At 62.0% G+C, this 14,731-nt stretch carries 19 protein-coding genes; 8 read left to right on the forward strand and 11 right to left on the reverse strand.

All coding sequences use genetic code 11. The features are described 5' to 3' along the window. Positions 1-19: 19 nt before the first annotated feature. Both LIW51_RS07875 and LIW51_RS07880 read right to left on the reverse strand, forming a co-directional pair. The gene (locus tag LIW51_RS07875) at positions 20-358 is read right to left on the reverse strand and encodes a hypothetical protein (protein WP_227376642.1); all 339 of its coding nucleotides are present in this window, start codon (positions 356-358) and stop codon (positions 20-22) included. Between the two features lie 242 nt (positions 359-600). Next, positions 601-819: a hypothetical protein gene (locus tag LIW51_RS07880; RefSeq protein WP_227376643.1), complete on the reverse strand. Its 219-nt coding sequence runs from the start codon at positions 817-819 to the stop codon at positions 601-603. A gap of 118 nt (positions 820-937) precedes the next feature. Here LIW51_RS07880 and LIW51_RS07885 point away from each other — a divergent pair, with 118 nt between their 5' ends. The 3 genes from LIW51_RS07885 (at position 938) to LIW51_RS07895 (ending at position 3,462) form a co-directional block, all read left to right on the forward strand. Beyond that, on the forward strand, positions 938-1,261 hold the full coding sequence (locus LIW51_RS07885) for a winged helix-turn-helix transcriptional regulator (RefSeq protein WP_227376644.1): 324 nt from the start codon (positions 938-940) through the stop codon (positions 1,259-1,261). 185 nt (positions 1,262-1,446) lie between these two features. Then, positions 1,447-2,706 (forward strand): GNAT family N-acetyltransferase, encoded by a 1,260-nt coding sequence (locus LIW51_RS07890; protein ID WP_227376645.1) that lies wholly within the window; start codon positions 1,447-1,449, stop codon positions 2,704-2,706. A 39-nt stretch (positions 2,707-2,745) separates the two neighbouring features. After that, positions 2,746-3,462 carry a DUF7547 family protein gene (locus LIW51_RS07895; RefSeq protein WP_227376646.1) on the forward strand — a complete coding sequence of 239 codons (717 nt, stop codon included), beginning with the start codon at positions 2,746-2,748 and terminating at the stop codon, positions 3,460-3,462. A 63-nt stretch (positions 3,463-3,525) separates the two neighbouring features. Here LIW51_RS07895 and LIW51_RS07900 read toward each other — a convergent pair whose 3' ends face one another. Together LIW51_RS07900 and LIW51_RS07905 are read right to left on the reverse strand one after the other, a co-directional pair. Next, entirely contained in the window at positions 3,526-3,888 is a 363-nt protein-coding gene (locus LIW51_RS07900; RefSeq protein WP_227376647.1) for a Zn-ribbon domain-containing OB-fold protein, read from the reverse strand. A 2-nt stretch (positions 3,889-3,890) separates the two neighbouring features. Beyond that, entirely contained in the window at positions 3,891-5,042 is a 1,152-nt protein-coding gene (locus tag LIW51_RS07905; RefSeq protein WP_227376648.1) for a thiolase family protein, read from the reverse strand. Between the two features lie 123 nt (positions 5,043-5,165). On the opposite strand from LIW51_RS07905, the gene yciH reads away from it, so the two are divergent. The 3 genes from yciH (at position 5,166) to LIW51_RS07920 (ending at position 6,618) form a co-directional block, all read left to right on the forward strand. Then, positions 5,166-5,471 (forward strand): stress response translation initiation inhibitor YciH, encoded by a 306-nt coding sequence (gene yciH / locus LIW51_RS07910; protein WP_227376649.1) that lies wholly within the window; start codon positions 5,166-5,168, stop codon positions 5,469-5,471. A 115-nt stretch (positions 5,472-5,586) separates the two neighbouring features. Beyond that, on the forward strand, positions 5,587-5,940 hold the full coding sequence (locus tag LIW51_RS07915) for a hypothetical protein (RefSeq protein ID WP_227376650.1): 354 nt from the start codon (positions 5,587-5,589) through the stop codon (positions 5,938-5,940). A gap of 84 nt (positions 5,941-6,024) precedes the next feature. Next, entirely contained in the window at positions 6,025-6,618 is a 594-nt protein-coding gene (locus LIW51_RS07920) for a DJ-1/PfpI family protein (RefSeq protein ID WP_227376765.1), read from the forward strand. 106 nt (positions 6,619-6,724) lie between these two features. Here LIW51_RS07920 and LIW51_RS07925 read toward each other — a convergent pair whose 3' ends face one another. The 4 genes from LIW51_RS07925 to LIW51_RS07940 form a co-directional block, all read right to left on the reverse strand. Continuing rightward, positions 6,725-7,222: a twin-arginine translocation signal domain-containing protein gene (locus LIW51_RS07925; RefSeq protein ID WP_227376651.1), complete on the reverse strand. Its 498-nt coding sequence runs from the start codon at positions 7,220-7,222 to the stop codon at positions 6,725-6,727. A gap of 267 nt (positions 7,223-7,489) precedes the next feature. Then, entirely contained in the window at positions 7,490-7,774 is a 285-nt protein-coding gene (locus LIW51_RS07930) for a hypothetical protein (protein WP_227376652.1), read from the reverse strand. A 93-nt stretch (positions 7,775-7,867) separates the two neighbouring features. Next, entirely contained in the window at positions 7,868-8,926 is a 1,059-nt protein-coding gene (locus tag LIW51_RS07935) for a tyrosine-type recombinase/integrase (RefSeq protein WP_227376653.1), read from the reverse strand. Beyond that, complete coding sequence (locus LIW51_RS07940) at positions 8,916-9,305, reverse strand: DUF5805 domain-containing protein (RefSeq protein ID WP_227376654.1); 390 nt, start codon at positions 9,303-9,305, stop codon at positions 8,916-8,918. The genes LIW51_RS07935 and LIW51_RS07940 overlap by 11 nt, the downstream gene beginning before the upstream one ends. Before the next feature lie 283 nt (positions 9,306-9,588). Between LIW51_RS07940 and LIW51_RS07945 the strand changes: the two genes are divergently transcribed. Continuing rightward, complete coding sequence (locus LIW51_RS07945; RefSeq protein ID WP_227376655.1) at positions 9,589-9,726, forward strand: hypothetical protein; 138 nt, start codon at positions 9,589-9,591, stop codon at positions 9,724-9,726. Between the two features lie 466 nt (positions 9,727-10,192). Here the strand turns inward: LIW51_RS07945 and LIW51_RS07950 are convergent, their stop codons facing one another. After that, positions 10,193-10,756, reverse strand: coding sequence for a hypothetical protein (locus LIW51_RS07950; protein ID WP_227376656.1), 564 nt, complete (start codon positions 10,754-10,756; stop codon positions 10,193-10,195). On the opposite strand from LIW51_RS07950, the gene LIW51_RS07955 reads away from it, so the two are divergent. After that, positions 10,755-11,114 carry a copper chaperone gene (locus tag LIW51_RS07955; RefSeq protein ID WP_227376657.1) on the forward strand — a complete coding sequence of 120 codons (360 nt, stop codon included), beginning with the start codon at positions 10,755-10,757 and terminating at the stop codon, positions 11,112-11,114. The two genes, LIW51_RS07950 and LIW51_RS07955, sit on opposite strands and share 2 nt — an antisense overlap. Positions 11,115-11,195: 81 nt before the next feature. On the opposite strand, the gene LIW51_RS07960 is transcribed toward LIW51_RS07955, so the two are convergent. Then, entirely contained in the window at positions 11,196-12,719 is a 1,524-nt protein-coding gene (locus LIW51_RS07960; protein ID WP_227376658.1) for a flippase, read from the reverse strand. Positions 12,720-12,722: 3 nt separating this feature from the next. Further along, positions 12,723-14,366 carry an alkaline phosphatase family protein gene (locus LIW51_RS07965; protein WP_227376659.1) on the reverse strand — a complete coding sequence of 548 codons (1,644 nt, stop codon included), beginning with the start codon at positions 14,364-14,366 and terminating at the stop codon, positions 12,723-12,725. Between the last annotated feature and the right edge of the window lie 365 nt (positions 14,367-14,731).

Consider the following 14,731-nt stretch of genomic DNA (forward strand, 5'->3'; position numbering starts at 1 on the left):
TCGTGCAGGTTACACCCACTCACCCTCGACGTGCTCTTTCACCGTCTTGGTGGTATCGGAAATCGAGGGAAGCGTCGCCGCCGGTCAAGGGTCGACTACGCGCTTGCGGTCCGAACTCGACGACCTTCTCCCAGCCGCTCTGGCGACGCGCGAGCACGTCGCCGCCGCCACCGACGGCGAACGGCCCTTCTGCGGTGTCGACGACGCCGTTTAAGGTCTTTTTCGTCGGCGATTCGACGACGCTCCAGCCGTTCGACGATTCGGTCTGCGCCGACGCTACGAAACCGACTCCGCCGACGGAGGCGATAGTGGTCGCGCCCCCGATTCGAAGAAACTGACGTCTCGTGTGTTGCGTCATTTCTACACACCGTGTTACTATTCGCCGGCATCGAGTAAATAACATGTATAAGTTCATTTAATATATTTCGCGTATTAAATCTATTTAGCGAACGTTTCCGATGCTCGTTGTGGTTCTACAACGACTGCGTCGAAGTGTTCTCGAGAGTCGGAGGCTCTGTCGTTCACGTACTTCGTCTTCCACCGCATTCCCGTCGCACTTCGTCGTAACTCCTCGCCGCGCACGTGAAGTAAACGAATAGTTTACCGGACGAGTAGTTCGATTTCCGAGATAAGCATCGCTTCGCACAGCTCACAGCGATAATATACGTTTCTGCCGTCGTCGCCGACGTGTCGAAGGTCGTCGTCCGGATGTTCGCACCGGTTTTCGTTCGACCCGACGACCCAGGTTTTCGTGCTTAGTTCGTCCGTTTGCGCGTCGAGAGCGTCGTCCGACTGTACTGTACGGTTCGTTTTTTCCATAAACGGAAGTTGGCTCCCCGATCCCAAATACGTGTCAGTACCATGTAATATTGCTAGTACCTCAAAAGGTACTACCTCACTCAAGTAGAAGTAACTCGTACGGAGGAACGGAATCGAGATGCAAAGGGCGGAGCACTCCGACTGGCAACGTACGTGGCACGGCCTCTGGGACATCCTCGGCTGTAAGTGGACGTTCCACATCATCCGACTCCTCTCGACGAGTGAACACGGATTCAACGAGATGGAACGAGTGCTCAAAGGAATCACTTCGACCATGCTTTCCCGACGACTCAAACAGCTCGAGTCCGAGGGTATCGTCTCGAGAGAGGTAGAGCAGACGTCGCCGCCGACGACGACGTACCGACTAACCGAGACGGGACGGGAGTTGAGCGGAATCCTTCGTGAAATCGAGGAACTGAACCCGACCGGCAACCGCGACTGAGAGGTGTCCCTCGTCTCCGAACACCCGGTTTTCCTGTTCAACGACCGATTTTGGACCTCGACGATCGATGGAAACTCGAACGTGATGATTCCGATTCGCCCGAAATTCGGTGGTATTTGATATAGCGAAATACGATACACATGCTCGATACGAAGCTATTTGACGCCTCACATCTATCGCCCGTCATGCCCGAATATCGGCCGGTTCCCGCCGACGAAGAAGAATATCGACGATTATTACGCTACGCATTTCGACCGGAGGCGGGACCGGAGTTGGACGAAGACGACGACGAACCGGAACTCGGCGACCGGCGCGGTCTCTTCGAAGGTGACGACCTACGCTGCGTCTGCAAACACTACTGGTTCACCGCTCGCGTCCGCGGCGACTGGCACGACGTGGCCGGACTGTCCGCCGTCGCGTCACCCCCCGAAAACCGACGGAGGGGGCTGGTAGCGCAGCTGCTCGCGGAGTCGCTCTCGGAGTACCGCGAGAATGAGGTGTACTTCTCCGCGCTCTGGCCCTTCGACTACGGCTTCTACCGGAGGTACGGCTGGGGGACGGTGACCAAGTACACGAAGTACGAGACGACGCCGGACGCGCTGGCACTCGACACCGAGCCGACGGGCGAGTTCCGCCGCCTCGAAGCCGACGATTGGAGACTGCTCGAACCGGTCTTGGACGCCCACGGCGAGCGGTACACGCTCACGATCGACCGCACCGAGGAGTGGTGGCGACACCGGGTGTTCGAAGGTTGGCAGAAAGATCCCTACGTGTACGCGTGGATGCGGGACGGCGAAGAGCAGCGTTCTTCGAACGTGAGTGATGACGAACCGCGAGACGACGAAGCGCGCGGCTACGTCGTCTACACCATCGAGGAGGACGGCGATGATAAGCGACTCCGCGTCTGGGAACTCGCCTACGCGGACGACGATGCCTACTGTCACCTCCTCCGGTTCGTCCAGTACCACGACTCGCAAGTCGAGCGAGTGCGCCTCTACGAACCCGAGAACACCGACCTGCTCGACGTGGTAGACGACCCCCGCAAAGTCGAGTGCGAGGTTCGAACCGGGCCGATGTTCCGACTCGTGGATGTACAACGCGCGCTCGAAAGCCTCTCGTACCCCGACGATGCGCGCGGTCGGGTCGTCTTGCAGGTCAGCGACCCGTTGGCCGAGTGGAACGAGGGAACCTTCGAACTCGTCACCGACGAGGTCGTTCGATGTGATCGAATCGACGCGGGCGACGATTTCGATGCGAATCCCGACGCTACCTTCGACATCGACGCGACGACCGACGTGAACACGCTCTCGCAACTCGTCGCGGGCTACTACTCGGTCGAAGACGGCGAGCGCCTCGGCGACCTCGTCGTCGTGGACGCCGACGCCCGCGACCGTCTCGCCACCCTGTTCCCGAAACGGAACGTGTTCCTTCGGGAGGGCTTCTGAGCAACCAACGCTTTTGGTCTGCGGTGCTAACGTCGGAGTATGTCCGACGACCGGAACGATCGCGAAGCCCTCGAAGAACGCATCGAGGAGTTGGAGACGACGCTGCGCGACCTCCAGAGCGAACTCCGGCGGCCGCCGCACGGCCCGTTCGGTCTCCCCCGCCCGCCGACGCCCCGGGAAATGCTCTCGTTCACGGGCGAGTACGCCATCCCGACGCTCGTCGCCACGCTGGAGGCGAACGTCCGCGCGCTGAAGGCGCTCCAGCAGATAATCCGCCTCGTCGACCCCGAGCACGATTCGACGCGGGAAGCGCACTCCGAACTCAGTTCCCGCGCGAATCGAGTGAGTAGAGCCACGCTTGACCGCCTCGAATCCACGCTGGAGGAAGTGGAGGGGGCGCTCACCGAAGGCGGACTGCCGCGCGAGCCGGGCGCGAGACGGGTTCTCGAAGACGCGCGAAAACTCAGCGAGGACATTCGAGAGGAGGTTTCGGCGGGGCGCGAGCGGGCCGATGCCGGGCGCGAGACCGCCAAATCGATAGATATCGAAGACGTCGATGGTGACGATGACGGGGAAGACGAGAACGCGATAGAAGACGACGAGGACGAGAAGCCCGAGGTGGACGTGGACGCCGAACTGCGCTCGATTCGGAAGGAACTCGGCGTGGAGGACGAGGGGGACGCGGACGACGTGCCGGGTGGCGACGCGAGCGATACGGGTTCAAACACCGGCGATTCGGACGATCCTGACGAGTGAGGAGCGTTCGAGGGAGTATGAGCGATTGCGAGGGATTAGAACGAGAAGGAGGGACTTCGAGTTTCAAACAGGTTCGAACCGATAGCCACCCCAGTCCTGACTCGCGGCTTCCCGAATCCCGGCTTCGGGGTCGCGCAGTTCGTTGACGTGAACCGGGCGAACCTCGTCGCCGATTTCCACGTCGCCGGTCGTCAGTTGTCCGATGGTTCGCACCGTCTTCCCGCTCACCATGAACTCCACGATGGCGAGGTGGTTCGGCTGACGGACGCCGGGCGGCGTCGCGGTGCTGGTCGTCCACGTCACGATTTCGGCGGTGCGGTCGGTCAGGTCGATGGTCTCCTTCTGCGGTTCCGCGCACTCCGGACAGTGCGGGTGGCCCGGATGGGTGAGGTGGTCGTTCGGACAGCGGTGTGCTTCGAGCGTCATGATCAGGGTGCCTCCATGATGGTGGTGGTGACGCAGTTGCCGAACCCGCCGACGTTGCAGGCCAGCGCGACCCCCGCCTCGACCTGTCGCTTCCCAGCCGCGCCGAGCAACTGCTGGTGGAGTTCGTACGCCTGTGCGACCCCGCTCGCGCCGAGCGGGTGGCCCTTCGATTTCAGCCCCCCGGAGGTGTTGATGGGCAACTCACCGTCGCGGTCGGTCACCCCCGTCTCGACGGCCTTCCACCCCTCGCCCTGGTCGAAGAAGCCGACCGCCTCGCTCTGGAGGAATTCGAGGATGGTGAACATGTCGTGTAATTCTGCTACGTCCACGTCGCCGGGGTCGCGCTCCGCCATCTGGTAGGCGAGTTCGCTGCTTTCGTAGGCCGCTCCCATCACCGTCGGGTCGGCGCGCTGGTGGACGACGTGGGTGTCCGTCGCGCCCGCGATGCCCGAGACGATGGTGTAGTCGTCGGTGTACTCGGCCGCCTTCGACTCGGAACAGAACAGCAGCGCCGCGCTTCCGTCCGTGATGGGGCAGAAGTCGTACAATCGCAGGGGGTCGGCGACGATAGGTGAGTCCATCACCGTCTCCAGATCGACCTCCTTGCGGAACTGAGCATGCGGGTTGTCAAGCCCGTTTCGGTGGTTCTTCACCGCCACCTTCCCTAGACTCTCGCGCGGCGCGCCGTACTCGTGAAGATATCGCCGGGCGGTTAGCCCCGCGAAACTCGGGAGAGTGACGCCGTGTTTGTACTCCTCGGGATGGGTGAGCGAAGCGATGACGTCCGTCGATTCTGCGGTCGACCTGTGAGTCATCTTCTCGCCCCCGACGAGCAAGGTGAGGTCGCTCGCGCCCGAGGCGACCGACTGCCACGCGGCGTAGATTCCGGCCCCGCCGCTGGCGCTCGTCTGGTCGACGCGCTGGGCGAACGCCGGGAGCGCGCCCAGGTCGTGTGCCAGTGCGTTCGGAACCCCGGTCTGTCCCTCGAACTCGCCGCTCGCCATGTTCGAGACGTACAGATGCTCCACGTCGAGCGGCGAGACGCCGGCGTCGTCGAGGCAGGCCTCCCCGGCTTCCGCAAGTAGTTCGCGTATCCAAGCGTCGCGCTTTCCGAACTGCGTCATCGACGCCCCGATGATTGCGACTCGATCCATGTCCCACACGACGTAGCGGTGGGTTTAGAATCTTGAGATTCGTAAAGAGGCCGAGAGTCGGGTACTGTCTCTCCGCTGACGTGAGATAGACCCAAGGTGCTCGGTACCGTACCTCCTCCTGCCGTGGCAAACGACAAAGACGACCTCAGTTCCATCACGGGACTGCCAGAGGAACTCGGCATCGACGAAGATCTGGGGAGAACCGAACAGCATCTCAGCATCCGCACGGAGAAACGTCGGTACGACAAGCCCGTCACCATCGTCGAGGGATTGGACTCCGGCGAGGTCGACGTAAAAGAACTCGCGTCGGAACTAAAACGGAAGATGGCGACCGGGGGGACGATAAACGAGGGGGCGATAGAACTACAGGGCGACCACCGCGATCGCGTGGCGGAGGTACTGCGGGAGAAGGGGTACGAGGTCGCGTAGCCTAACGACGCCCGCTCTCGCTCGAGGAGTTCGACCCGGCGCTTACCTCGAGGAACGCCGCCGAAGCCTTATCTCCGCTCGGCTCTCAGAAACGGTATGGAAATTCGGTGGGAGGATGCGAAGTAGGCTCTTCGGCGGTCGATTTCCGCGGATACTCATCCTGTTCTTACTGCTAGGACTCGCGCGACGACTGTTCTTCGCCGGCAACGGCGGTAGTGGCGGACGCACCGTGCTGCTCCCCGGCGTGGACGGTGCGATGCTCGTCGCGTTCGCCGCCGTCGTCCTGGCGGTCGGCGGCGTGCTGGCGTACCGCGCCGGGATACTCCCGTGGGGCACGGATTCGAGGTCTCTCACGGAGCGACCGGACGGCGATTATGCCTGTCGGTACTGCGGCGAGAATCTGGACCACTACAGGAGTCGGTGTCCGTACTGCGAGACGCGAAACCCCGTCGGCGACCCTGAGAGTTGATGAACTCGTTGCTTCCGATAGGTTATTCCTTTTCGCACAGCTAGCTGTATCGTCATGTCGATAGGCTCCGTACTCGCGTACGGTATGGAGGGGAAAAAGCTCCTGATGATCGTCGGCGACTTCGGCGAAGATTACGAGATGATGGTACCGTTCCAAGCACTGCAGGCGGTCGGCCACGAGGTGGACGCGGTGTGTCCGGACAAGGATGCGGACGATACGGTGAAGACCGCGGTTCACGACTTCCGGGGCGACCAAACATATTTGGAGTCGAGAGGCCACGATTTCACGCTCACGAAAGCGTTCGACGAGGTCGACCCCGCCGACTATGACGGACTCGTCCTTCCTGGGGGACGCGCGCCGGAATACCTCCGGACCCGTGACGAGGTCGTCGAGACGGTGCGCCACTTCGCGGACGAGGGCAAACCCATTGCCGCCATCTGCCACGCCGCCCAGATACTGGCGGCGGCTGACGTCATCAAGGGCCGGACGTGTTCGGCTTATCCCGCGCTCCGAACCGACGTGGAAGACGCCGGCGGGGAGTACTACGATGGCGTGACCGCCGACGGAAATCTGGTGACCGGACGCGACTGGAGCGACCACGTCGAGTGGCTATCGCAATTCTTAGACGTCCTAGGTACGACCGTGGAACACGAACGGACCGCGACCGTGGACGATTAACTGTCCCGCACTCGACTCTGCTTGTAATACAAACCGCGTCGATGACTTCGATCGATTTAAAACGTATCCGGTACGAAAGCGGCAAGTTGCGGCGAGGGGCTTAAGATTAACCTGAGGTGGTCGTGGTAGTCGTGGTACCGCCTCCGCCACCGCCCTCGGTACTGGTGCTGAGCAGGTTAAGCGAGCTGCTGAATACCGACGCGTCGCCCGAGAACCGACGGGTGGATCCCGTGTTCAGCGAGAGGTCGCGGCCGAAGACGAACGTCGTGATCTGTCCCTGCGAACCCCCACCGCCGCCCAACAAGTAGCGGATGATGTACGCGTTGTAGTCGTCCGGCTGGCTGATCTCGGGGACGTTGCCCCCGCCAGGTCGCTGGAGGAGCCGAACCGTCGTCGACGCCTCCAATGCTTGAATGACCCGGAACTGGACGTTCGGGTGGTAGTCGTAGGTGTACACCAGTACGTTCTGGCCTTGTGCGGACGCGCTGCCGGCGCTGCCGAGGCCGAGCGCGAGCGCGCCCGTCGCGAGCGCGCCCTTCTTCATGAACGACCGTCGTTCTTCCGATTCGACGTTTTCCGTGTCTTGTGGTTCTCGTTTGGTCATCGTGACTTCACAAACCCGTAAGCCGGACCCGCTGATAAAGGGCGAGGACGTTTCAGTTTTCCAATTCATACCTACTTGCACATGAACTTCGGTAATCCTCGTGGCCCACGAGGATACTGCGGGTTACGGGAAGTCCCTTTCCGGATGAACACCGTTTACAGTCCTCAATCCCTCGTTGAACGACTTCTCGTCTTCGGACGGAGGAGGCGTTTCGTCTGCCTATTAATATAACGGTATATGATTTATACGTCCGGTACGGAACGACGATTAGAAGAATGTCAGACAACAGATGCTGCTTGCGGCAAGAACAACTTTGATCAACCGGCCTTCGGTACACCGTTCAAGCGCACCGTCGCTGGCGATGAACGGGATGGTAATCGCCGCCAGTGCGGCGGAATTTGCGAACGGTACTTCGAAACCATACGGACGCAGTGTCGCGCCGATTCTCGACGAAGGATCGTTTCGGACAGTGTCCGACGTGAAACCGCGACGGTGGCCGAAGAACTGGCTTTCGAATTCGACCGCGATTTCGAACGTGGAATCCCGTCTCACGTGAGAAACCGCCCGCTTGACCGTTCGCTCTCGCGTAGCGTCGAAAACGAAACGGACGGGTCACACGATTCCGAGACGGTTCGCAGTGTGAGTTTACAGCAAGGAGTAGACGTTCGCTTCGTACACCTCTCGCACTCGGTCGCCCCAGTTGTGGGTGTAAGTGTCGATGATGTCGCTCGCCACGTCGCCGCGAAGATATTTCACGATGCCGCGGTCGCCGGTGCGGTCGCGGAGGTGCGTCGTGAAGAAGTGTCGGAAGTAGTGGGGGGTGACGTTCTCTTCCGCGCCGCCGCCGGTTCGATACCACCCCGATTCGCGGGCATGGCGTTCGACGACGTTTCGAACCATCTTCGGCGTCAGGCGTTCGCCCCAATCGCCGCTCGTGCTGACGAACAACGGCTCCGCACGCGAAATCACGTCCGGTCGAATCGCCAACCACTGGACGAGTACCTGACGGAGTTCGTCGTCCACGGGGACGATGGTTTCGCGCTTTCGCTTGTTCGAAGCGGTGCGTTCCTCCCCGTTGACGACCTGCCCGCGCACCGGGTCTGCGGCGACGAAGATGGAGTCGGGACGTCCGTCGAGTTGCGGTCGCTCTCCCAGCGCGTACGCGGTTCGGACGTTCTCGTCCGCGAGGTTCACGTCCCGAAGATCGAGGTTACACACTTCTCCGACGCGCATGCCGGTCTTCAGCAGGGTGAGAACGACGGCGCGCTCCAGCGGGTGGGTGACTCCGGCGACGAACTCCCGCATGCTCGCCACCGAGATCTCGCGGCGGGTCGGGTCTTTGTCGACGGATTCGTGCAACTCTTCGACCACGAGCGCCATCGGATTCGATTCGAACGCGCCGACTTGCGTCATGTAGGCGTAGAATCGGTGGAGGTAGGAGGCGTAGGTGGCGATGGTGCTCCCAGCGTGGTCGCCTCGGAGGGTGTGAATCCACGCCATGCAGTCGCGCTGCGTGGCCGCTCCGGGCGTGACGCTTCGGCCCGAAGGGTTCCGGTCGGGGTCGCCCAGAAACGCCTCGAAGCGCCGGAGAACTCGCTCGTAGGCTTCGCGGGTTCGTTCGCTCTTCCCGTGGTAAAGGAGGTCTTGGAGGAAGTATCCGACTGGGTCGTCGGGATTCGGGCTGGCGGGGCTACTAGTCGCCATCGCCACCCCCGACGAGGACGTACTCGCCGCGCCGTCCGCTGTACTGCACCCGGTTCTTCGACTGGAGTTCGTCGAGCGTCCGGTCGAGCCGATCTTCGAAGTCCCCGGCGAGTCGTTCGACCAGTTCCTCCCACGACAGACTCTCCGAGGAGAGGTGGTCGATCAACCGTGTTTCCAGCTCGTCACCCCCGGGGTTCGACCCCTCGGGAGCGGTCTGCACCGGGTCAAATTCGAAACCGCGTCTCCCGGCCTGTACCATGGCCCTGACGAACTCGCTCTGGCTCATATCGAGGTCGTCGGCGTGCGCCCGCCACTCGTCTTTTTGGTACTCCGGAATGTACGTCTTCACGACAGACCGTTCCGTTCCGTCCTCGGCCATAGGTGGTCGTCTCACCCCCGGTATATCAATTTGTCCCACGTGGCGTGATAAGCGAACTTATCCCGGCTGCTAGGACTTTACTTGCACCCTGTACTCCCGGATATTGTCCTCGGTAGGCCTGTACGAGGTTCCCCTTTAGTGCTATCCAGAGAGATACTCGATCCGCGGTCGGAGTTCACGTCGAACCCACTCTGTCTCGGTGTCGATCAGCCGAATGAAAACAATCTCGACGAATACCGGAATCACTTCGCGAAATCAACTGGTGTTAACCTCCGGATTGTCCGTGGCCGAGGGATCGGTCGAACCGGCGGAGGCCGGACTGTCGTTAGCCTTCCCGGATAGTTGGTGTACGATGCTGGCCGACGACGATGCGCTACTGACGCTTCGAAATCGGTTGCAGTATCGGATTTGCTTCGTCTGAGCGACGACGTCGCTTATCGTCGAGGAAGATTCTCGGTCACCCGACGATCGGATGCGATAAACCGTATGTGGCTATACAATACTCGTAGACGCCCGCCGGGCGGTTCGACGGTTCCGGACGAATCGCCGATTGGTTTCTGTAGGTCGTAACCCGACCGCGATTAGACCAGAATCCACCGTCGGATTACCGCCCCACTTCGTTAACGGAAACATAACCCGAGAATTTCATTCTCACTAGCTGTATTATAAGCCGATCTTTTTAACTATCTCGTAGTGATATTTTTAAATGATCAGACCAGAATTTATCATGCCAGTACGGTCCGGGCGACGTTCCTCCGAGGTGCGGATGACCCCCGACTGAACAGCCTACTGTTTCTAGTTCGCCAGAGATGAAAGGCAACTATGCGTTCTGTCCGAAAAGCGGTGCACCGCTATCAGAAGAACTCCACTAAGACGACGCAGGCCATTCACGTAGATGCGTAAAAAGCGACGAGCGTCCGACGATACGTTCGCCGGACGGGGAACTGACCAACGGGTCGCTCCGGTCGTCGAACGTCGCGGTGTTCAACTACTTCCGACGCTGTCACCAGCGTTACCACGAGACGAATCCGAGGCTGTACTCGAAGGTGACTCTCGCGCTGAGGCGTCTCACACGGACGGCGACCGGACGAGAGGCGTGGGACATGCACGTTTGGTACGCGTTGGCCGAACGCCTCGATCGCCTCGGATTCGACGTTCGATGGATGAACGCGCACGTCGAACCGCGTTGTCCGCGGTGCGCGGGTCGCCTCAAGTACGAACGAACGACGACGGACGAACTCGTCGGCCGTTGCGGTACGGACTGTACGGACGACCGAAGCGACCGCCTCGACGAAATCCGCGAGACGGTCGTCGACCTCTACGGTCGAGCGTTCGAGGTCGACGCGAGCGAACGTCCGTCGGTGGACGACCTCGATTTTCTGTGATGTGTCCTCGCTCGTTCCTACTCCGCGACGATCGCCGTAACCGAACACGCCGACAGGGAGTGCCATGGCGCGGAAAGATATGAGATTGGTGGACGTGATGGCGATGTCGGAACGGGCGCGGGAGCGAAACTGCTGTTCGCGCGTCGTTTCCCATGAAGCGCGCATCGAGGGCGGTCTCAAGGAAGGCGTCGAGCACGGCGTGAGCTGTCTCCTCGTCTGTCTGGGACCGTTCTTCCTGGTGATGCCCTTCTTCGGCGAGATGAACGACTTCTGGATGGTCGCGCTCACGACCGTCGTCACGGTCGAACGCCTCCCGGCGGCGTGGGGGCGGGAGTTCTCGATAGCGACCGGTCTCCTATCGCTTGCTGCGGGCGCTGTCGTGCTCCTTCTCGGACCACCCCTCCCCATCAGGTTCACGACGTAGCGTTCGCGCACGGCGGAGGCCCCTCTACACGTCGAACACGCGCGGAGGGCGGTCGACGACGAGAGGCCGACCGCGAAACGCTCACTCGGCCGACTCTGGAACGTAGCCGTGCAAGAACGGCAGTTTCGTGTCCGTGACGCTCTCCACGAAGTCGACGACGACCCTGTCTTCGGGTTGGAGACAATCGAGCGTGGAGACGACGATGAGGGTTCCCGCGGCGGCCGTAACCAGCGCGAGCGGGAGCGTGAACATGGTGAGCGAAACCGTCTGCGCGAGCAACGCGGTGGGCGGAATCAGGAGCAGCGGCACGCGCGTCATCGTTCGAACTGTCCACTGCGAGAAGGGCGTTATGCCGAACTTCGACCAGAGCACGGCGAACATGAAGGCGTTGAGGGCGACGTTCGCGGTCGCGGACGCGACCGCGGCTCCGACGAACCCGTAGGTCGGAATCAACGCGAGGTTCATGAGCAGGTTGAGGACGAACGCGACCGCGTTCCCCGCGAGAATCAGCTTCGTGTGGCCGAGCGCCGACAGCGTCTCGCGGTTCCGTCCGCCCGCGGCGTTCGTGAAGAAGCCGACCGAGAGGATGGCGAGCGCCAACGCACCATTGGCGTAACGCTCGCCGAAGAACACCGACAAGATGTCGGCGGGGAAGGTCACGAACAGGAGGAACGCGGGGAACGTGATCACGAAGACCCACTTCGTCGTGAGCTGGTAGATCGTGGCTATCTCGTCTCGTTCCCCGTTCGCGTCGAGCCGCGAGGCGAGCGGGAGATAGAGGAATCCGAACGACGCGAGGGCGATGAGGAGGCTGTTGGCGAGGGGGTACGCCGCCGAGTACAGACCGACATCGTGAGAGGTCGTGAAGTAGCCGAGCATCACCGTGTCGGTTCGGGTGAGGAGATCCGCGAGGACGGACGAGACCACGAGCGGCGCGGAGAACACCGCCATCTCGCGCACGTGCAGTCGGAACGAACCGACAAGCGGAAACAGTCGGTTCAGCAGGTAGTGGGCGACGAGGAACGCCACGGCGGCGCTGACGAGGTAAGCGTAGCCCGCCGCGACCGCCCCGACGCCCAGTGACAGCAGCGCCCCGAGCAGGAGCAGTCTGCCGAACGGGTAGAGCAGGTCGCCGACGTACGTCTTGTAGATGGTGTTCTCGAATCCACGGATTCCGCCGACACCGACTTGGTAGCCGACGACCAGCGGGACGGCGAGCGCGAACACCGGAATCAGGCGGTTCGAACCGGCACTGTCGAACAGGTTCGTGGCGATGAGATCGGCGTTCAGATACAGGACGCCCGCCAGCGCCACGCCCACCGCTCCGGTGAAGAGGATGCCGGTCAGCCACGCGCCCCGCACGTCTCGTTCGTCGTCGAACCGGGAGATGTAGCGCGGGATTCCCTGTCCGAATCCGACGAGCGCGAACGTGACGCCCAGCGACATCGTCGTGAGCGCGATGTTCACTTCGCCGTAGGCCGCCGTCGAGAGGCCTCGGCCGAGGATGATGCGCTCGAGCAGCTTTGCGACCGACGCGACTGCGGCCCCGACGAACACGAGGCTCGCACTCGAAAGGAGGTTTCGAAGTTCTCGTTCCGTCCCCATGGATTACAGGTAGCCGAGATCCTCCAGCCGCGACTTGACCCGTCCCTCGTCGCCGCTCTCCCCGCCGGTTCCGTACTCGACGTCCGCGTACTCCCGCTCGCTCACCGGAACCGTCAATAGCCCCTCCGGGACGGTTCCCGTCATTCGCTCGGGAACGGGAAGCCCCGCGGCCGCCATGGCGACTGGCGCGACGTCGGTCAGCGAGAGGTCGTCCAGTTCCGCCGTCCCGTCGAACGCCGGCCCCGCGCCAATGAACACGCCGTTCGGTTTGTGATTGTACTCGTCGACGGGGAGGAATCGTTTTCCGACGAGGCTCGGAAGCACCAGATGGTTCATCTTGGCGGGCATGAACACCACGTCGGGGCCGCTCAGCGGGTCGTCGCCGTTAGACACTTCCTCGAACCGCTTTACGAACTTGAACACCGGCTCTCCCTCCGGCGTTCGGAGCGCCGAGAGGAGTTCGATTATCTCCGACCGAACCGCCTCGTACTCGGACTCGGGAACGACGCCGTCGGGGTCGCGCCCTTCGAGGTTGATGCGAACGCCGAGTTCGCCTAGCGCGCGACAGTACGCCGCCGAGCGACGCCAATCGACGGTTCGCTCGGCGGCGGCGAGCACGTTTGCCGGAAGCGCGCGTTTCAGCAACGAGCCCGCGCCGACTCGCTGCGCAGCGGCGTACACCGACCCCGGCGTGACGCCGACGGCGTCGAGTCCGGCCACCGTCCGCGAAAGCGCGGTCTGAGAGAGATTCCGCTCGGCTTCGTCGTCCGTTCGCTCGCCGGGATTCACGAGCGACTCCTTCACCACGGAGAGGCCGGTTCCGTGGTCGTCGCCGTCTCCGGTCGCCTTGACGAAACCGTGTTCTCGGAGCACCTCGTTGACGAATAGCTTGTAGCCGTCGATTCGACCCATCCCGTGGTCGGAGCAGACGACGACGTTCGCGTCCTCCGCCGTCTCCAGCACGGTTCCGACGAGTTCGTCCGCCGCCCGATAGACGCGCCGGAACGCGGCGGGGTCGTCGAAGTTGTGGAAGACCGCGTCGGTCTTCTGAACCTGCACGACCGCTACCCGCCAGTTCCAGTTTTCGAGGAGGTATCGGGCTGCGCGCTCGCGCAGTCCGACGAGTTCGACGTACCCGTCGAGTTTCGCTTCCTTGTCGCTCGACATCTCGCCCTCGGAGTAGACGGTGTATTTCTCGCCGAGAGCGTCGGATAGCTCGCGCCTGATATCCGGGGGGTACCCTTCGACGTCCTCGCTCGCCAGATACCCCGGAACGAGCGCACCCGAGAGCGGTTCGGCGGGATGAGTGACTGGAACGTTTAGAACGATGGACGGTTCGTCGATGGCCGTGAGATAGTTCCAGAGGGCGGGCGCGGTCACGTCGTTGCGCGTGACGATAGCCGCGTCGTCCGGGTACGTATCGGTGTAATCGAAGAAGGCGAAGGCGTTGTGGTGGGTCGGGTCGGTGCCCGTGTACATCGACGGCCACGCGCTTCCGGTCCACGGCGGGTGCGTCGAGCAAAGGGGTGCGGCGACGCCCTCCGAGCGCAGACGACCGAAGTTCGGAAGGTCGTCTTCGAACGCGTCGAGATACTCGAAGTCGAGCGCGTCGAACCCCAGAACGACGGTTTTCGACTCCCCGTTCATCGTCCACGCTCCGAACCGAATTCGGCGGTTCGCCTCGTCCCTTTGACCGCCGTTGACGAGAAGGCGAACCTCCGACGGCGGAGTCCGACGGAACGCGCTTGAAACCGGTTTTCACTCACACCCTCGTTCATATCGTTCTAAACGCCCCCTCGGAAACACTTTGTTATACTCCGGGTCAGCGAGCGATAGGTGCATCTTACCGGTCGGCGAACTCCCCCGAAAATACGCCTGCGATGGCGTACCGGCGCTACCGGGGGAGAAAACTCGGGAAGACTGACAGTACGGTGCGCGTAACTTCGTCGGTCGCCTCGACAACCAGGGATGGTAACCGGTATCGGAACGTTATTGCGGTTTAGACGGCTCGA

The sequence above is a fragment of the Haladaptatus halobius genome, from assembly GCF_020618475.1.
Classification (GTDB): domain Archaea; phylum Halobacteriota; class Halobacteria; order Halobacteriales; family Haladaptataceae; genus Haladaptatus; species Haladaptatus halobius.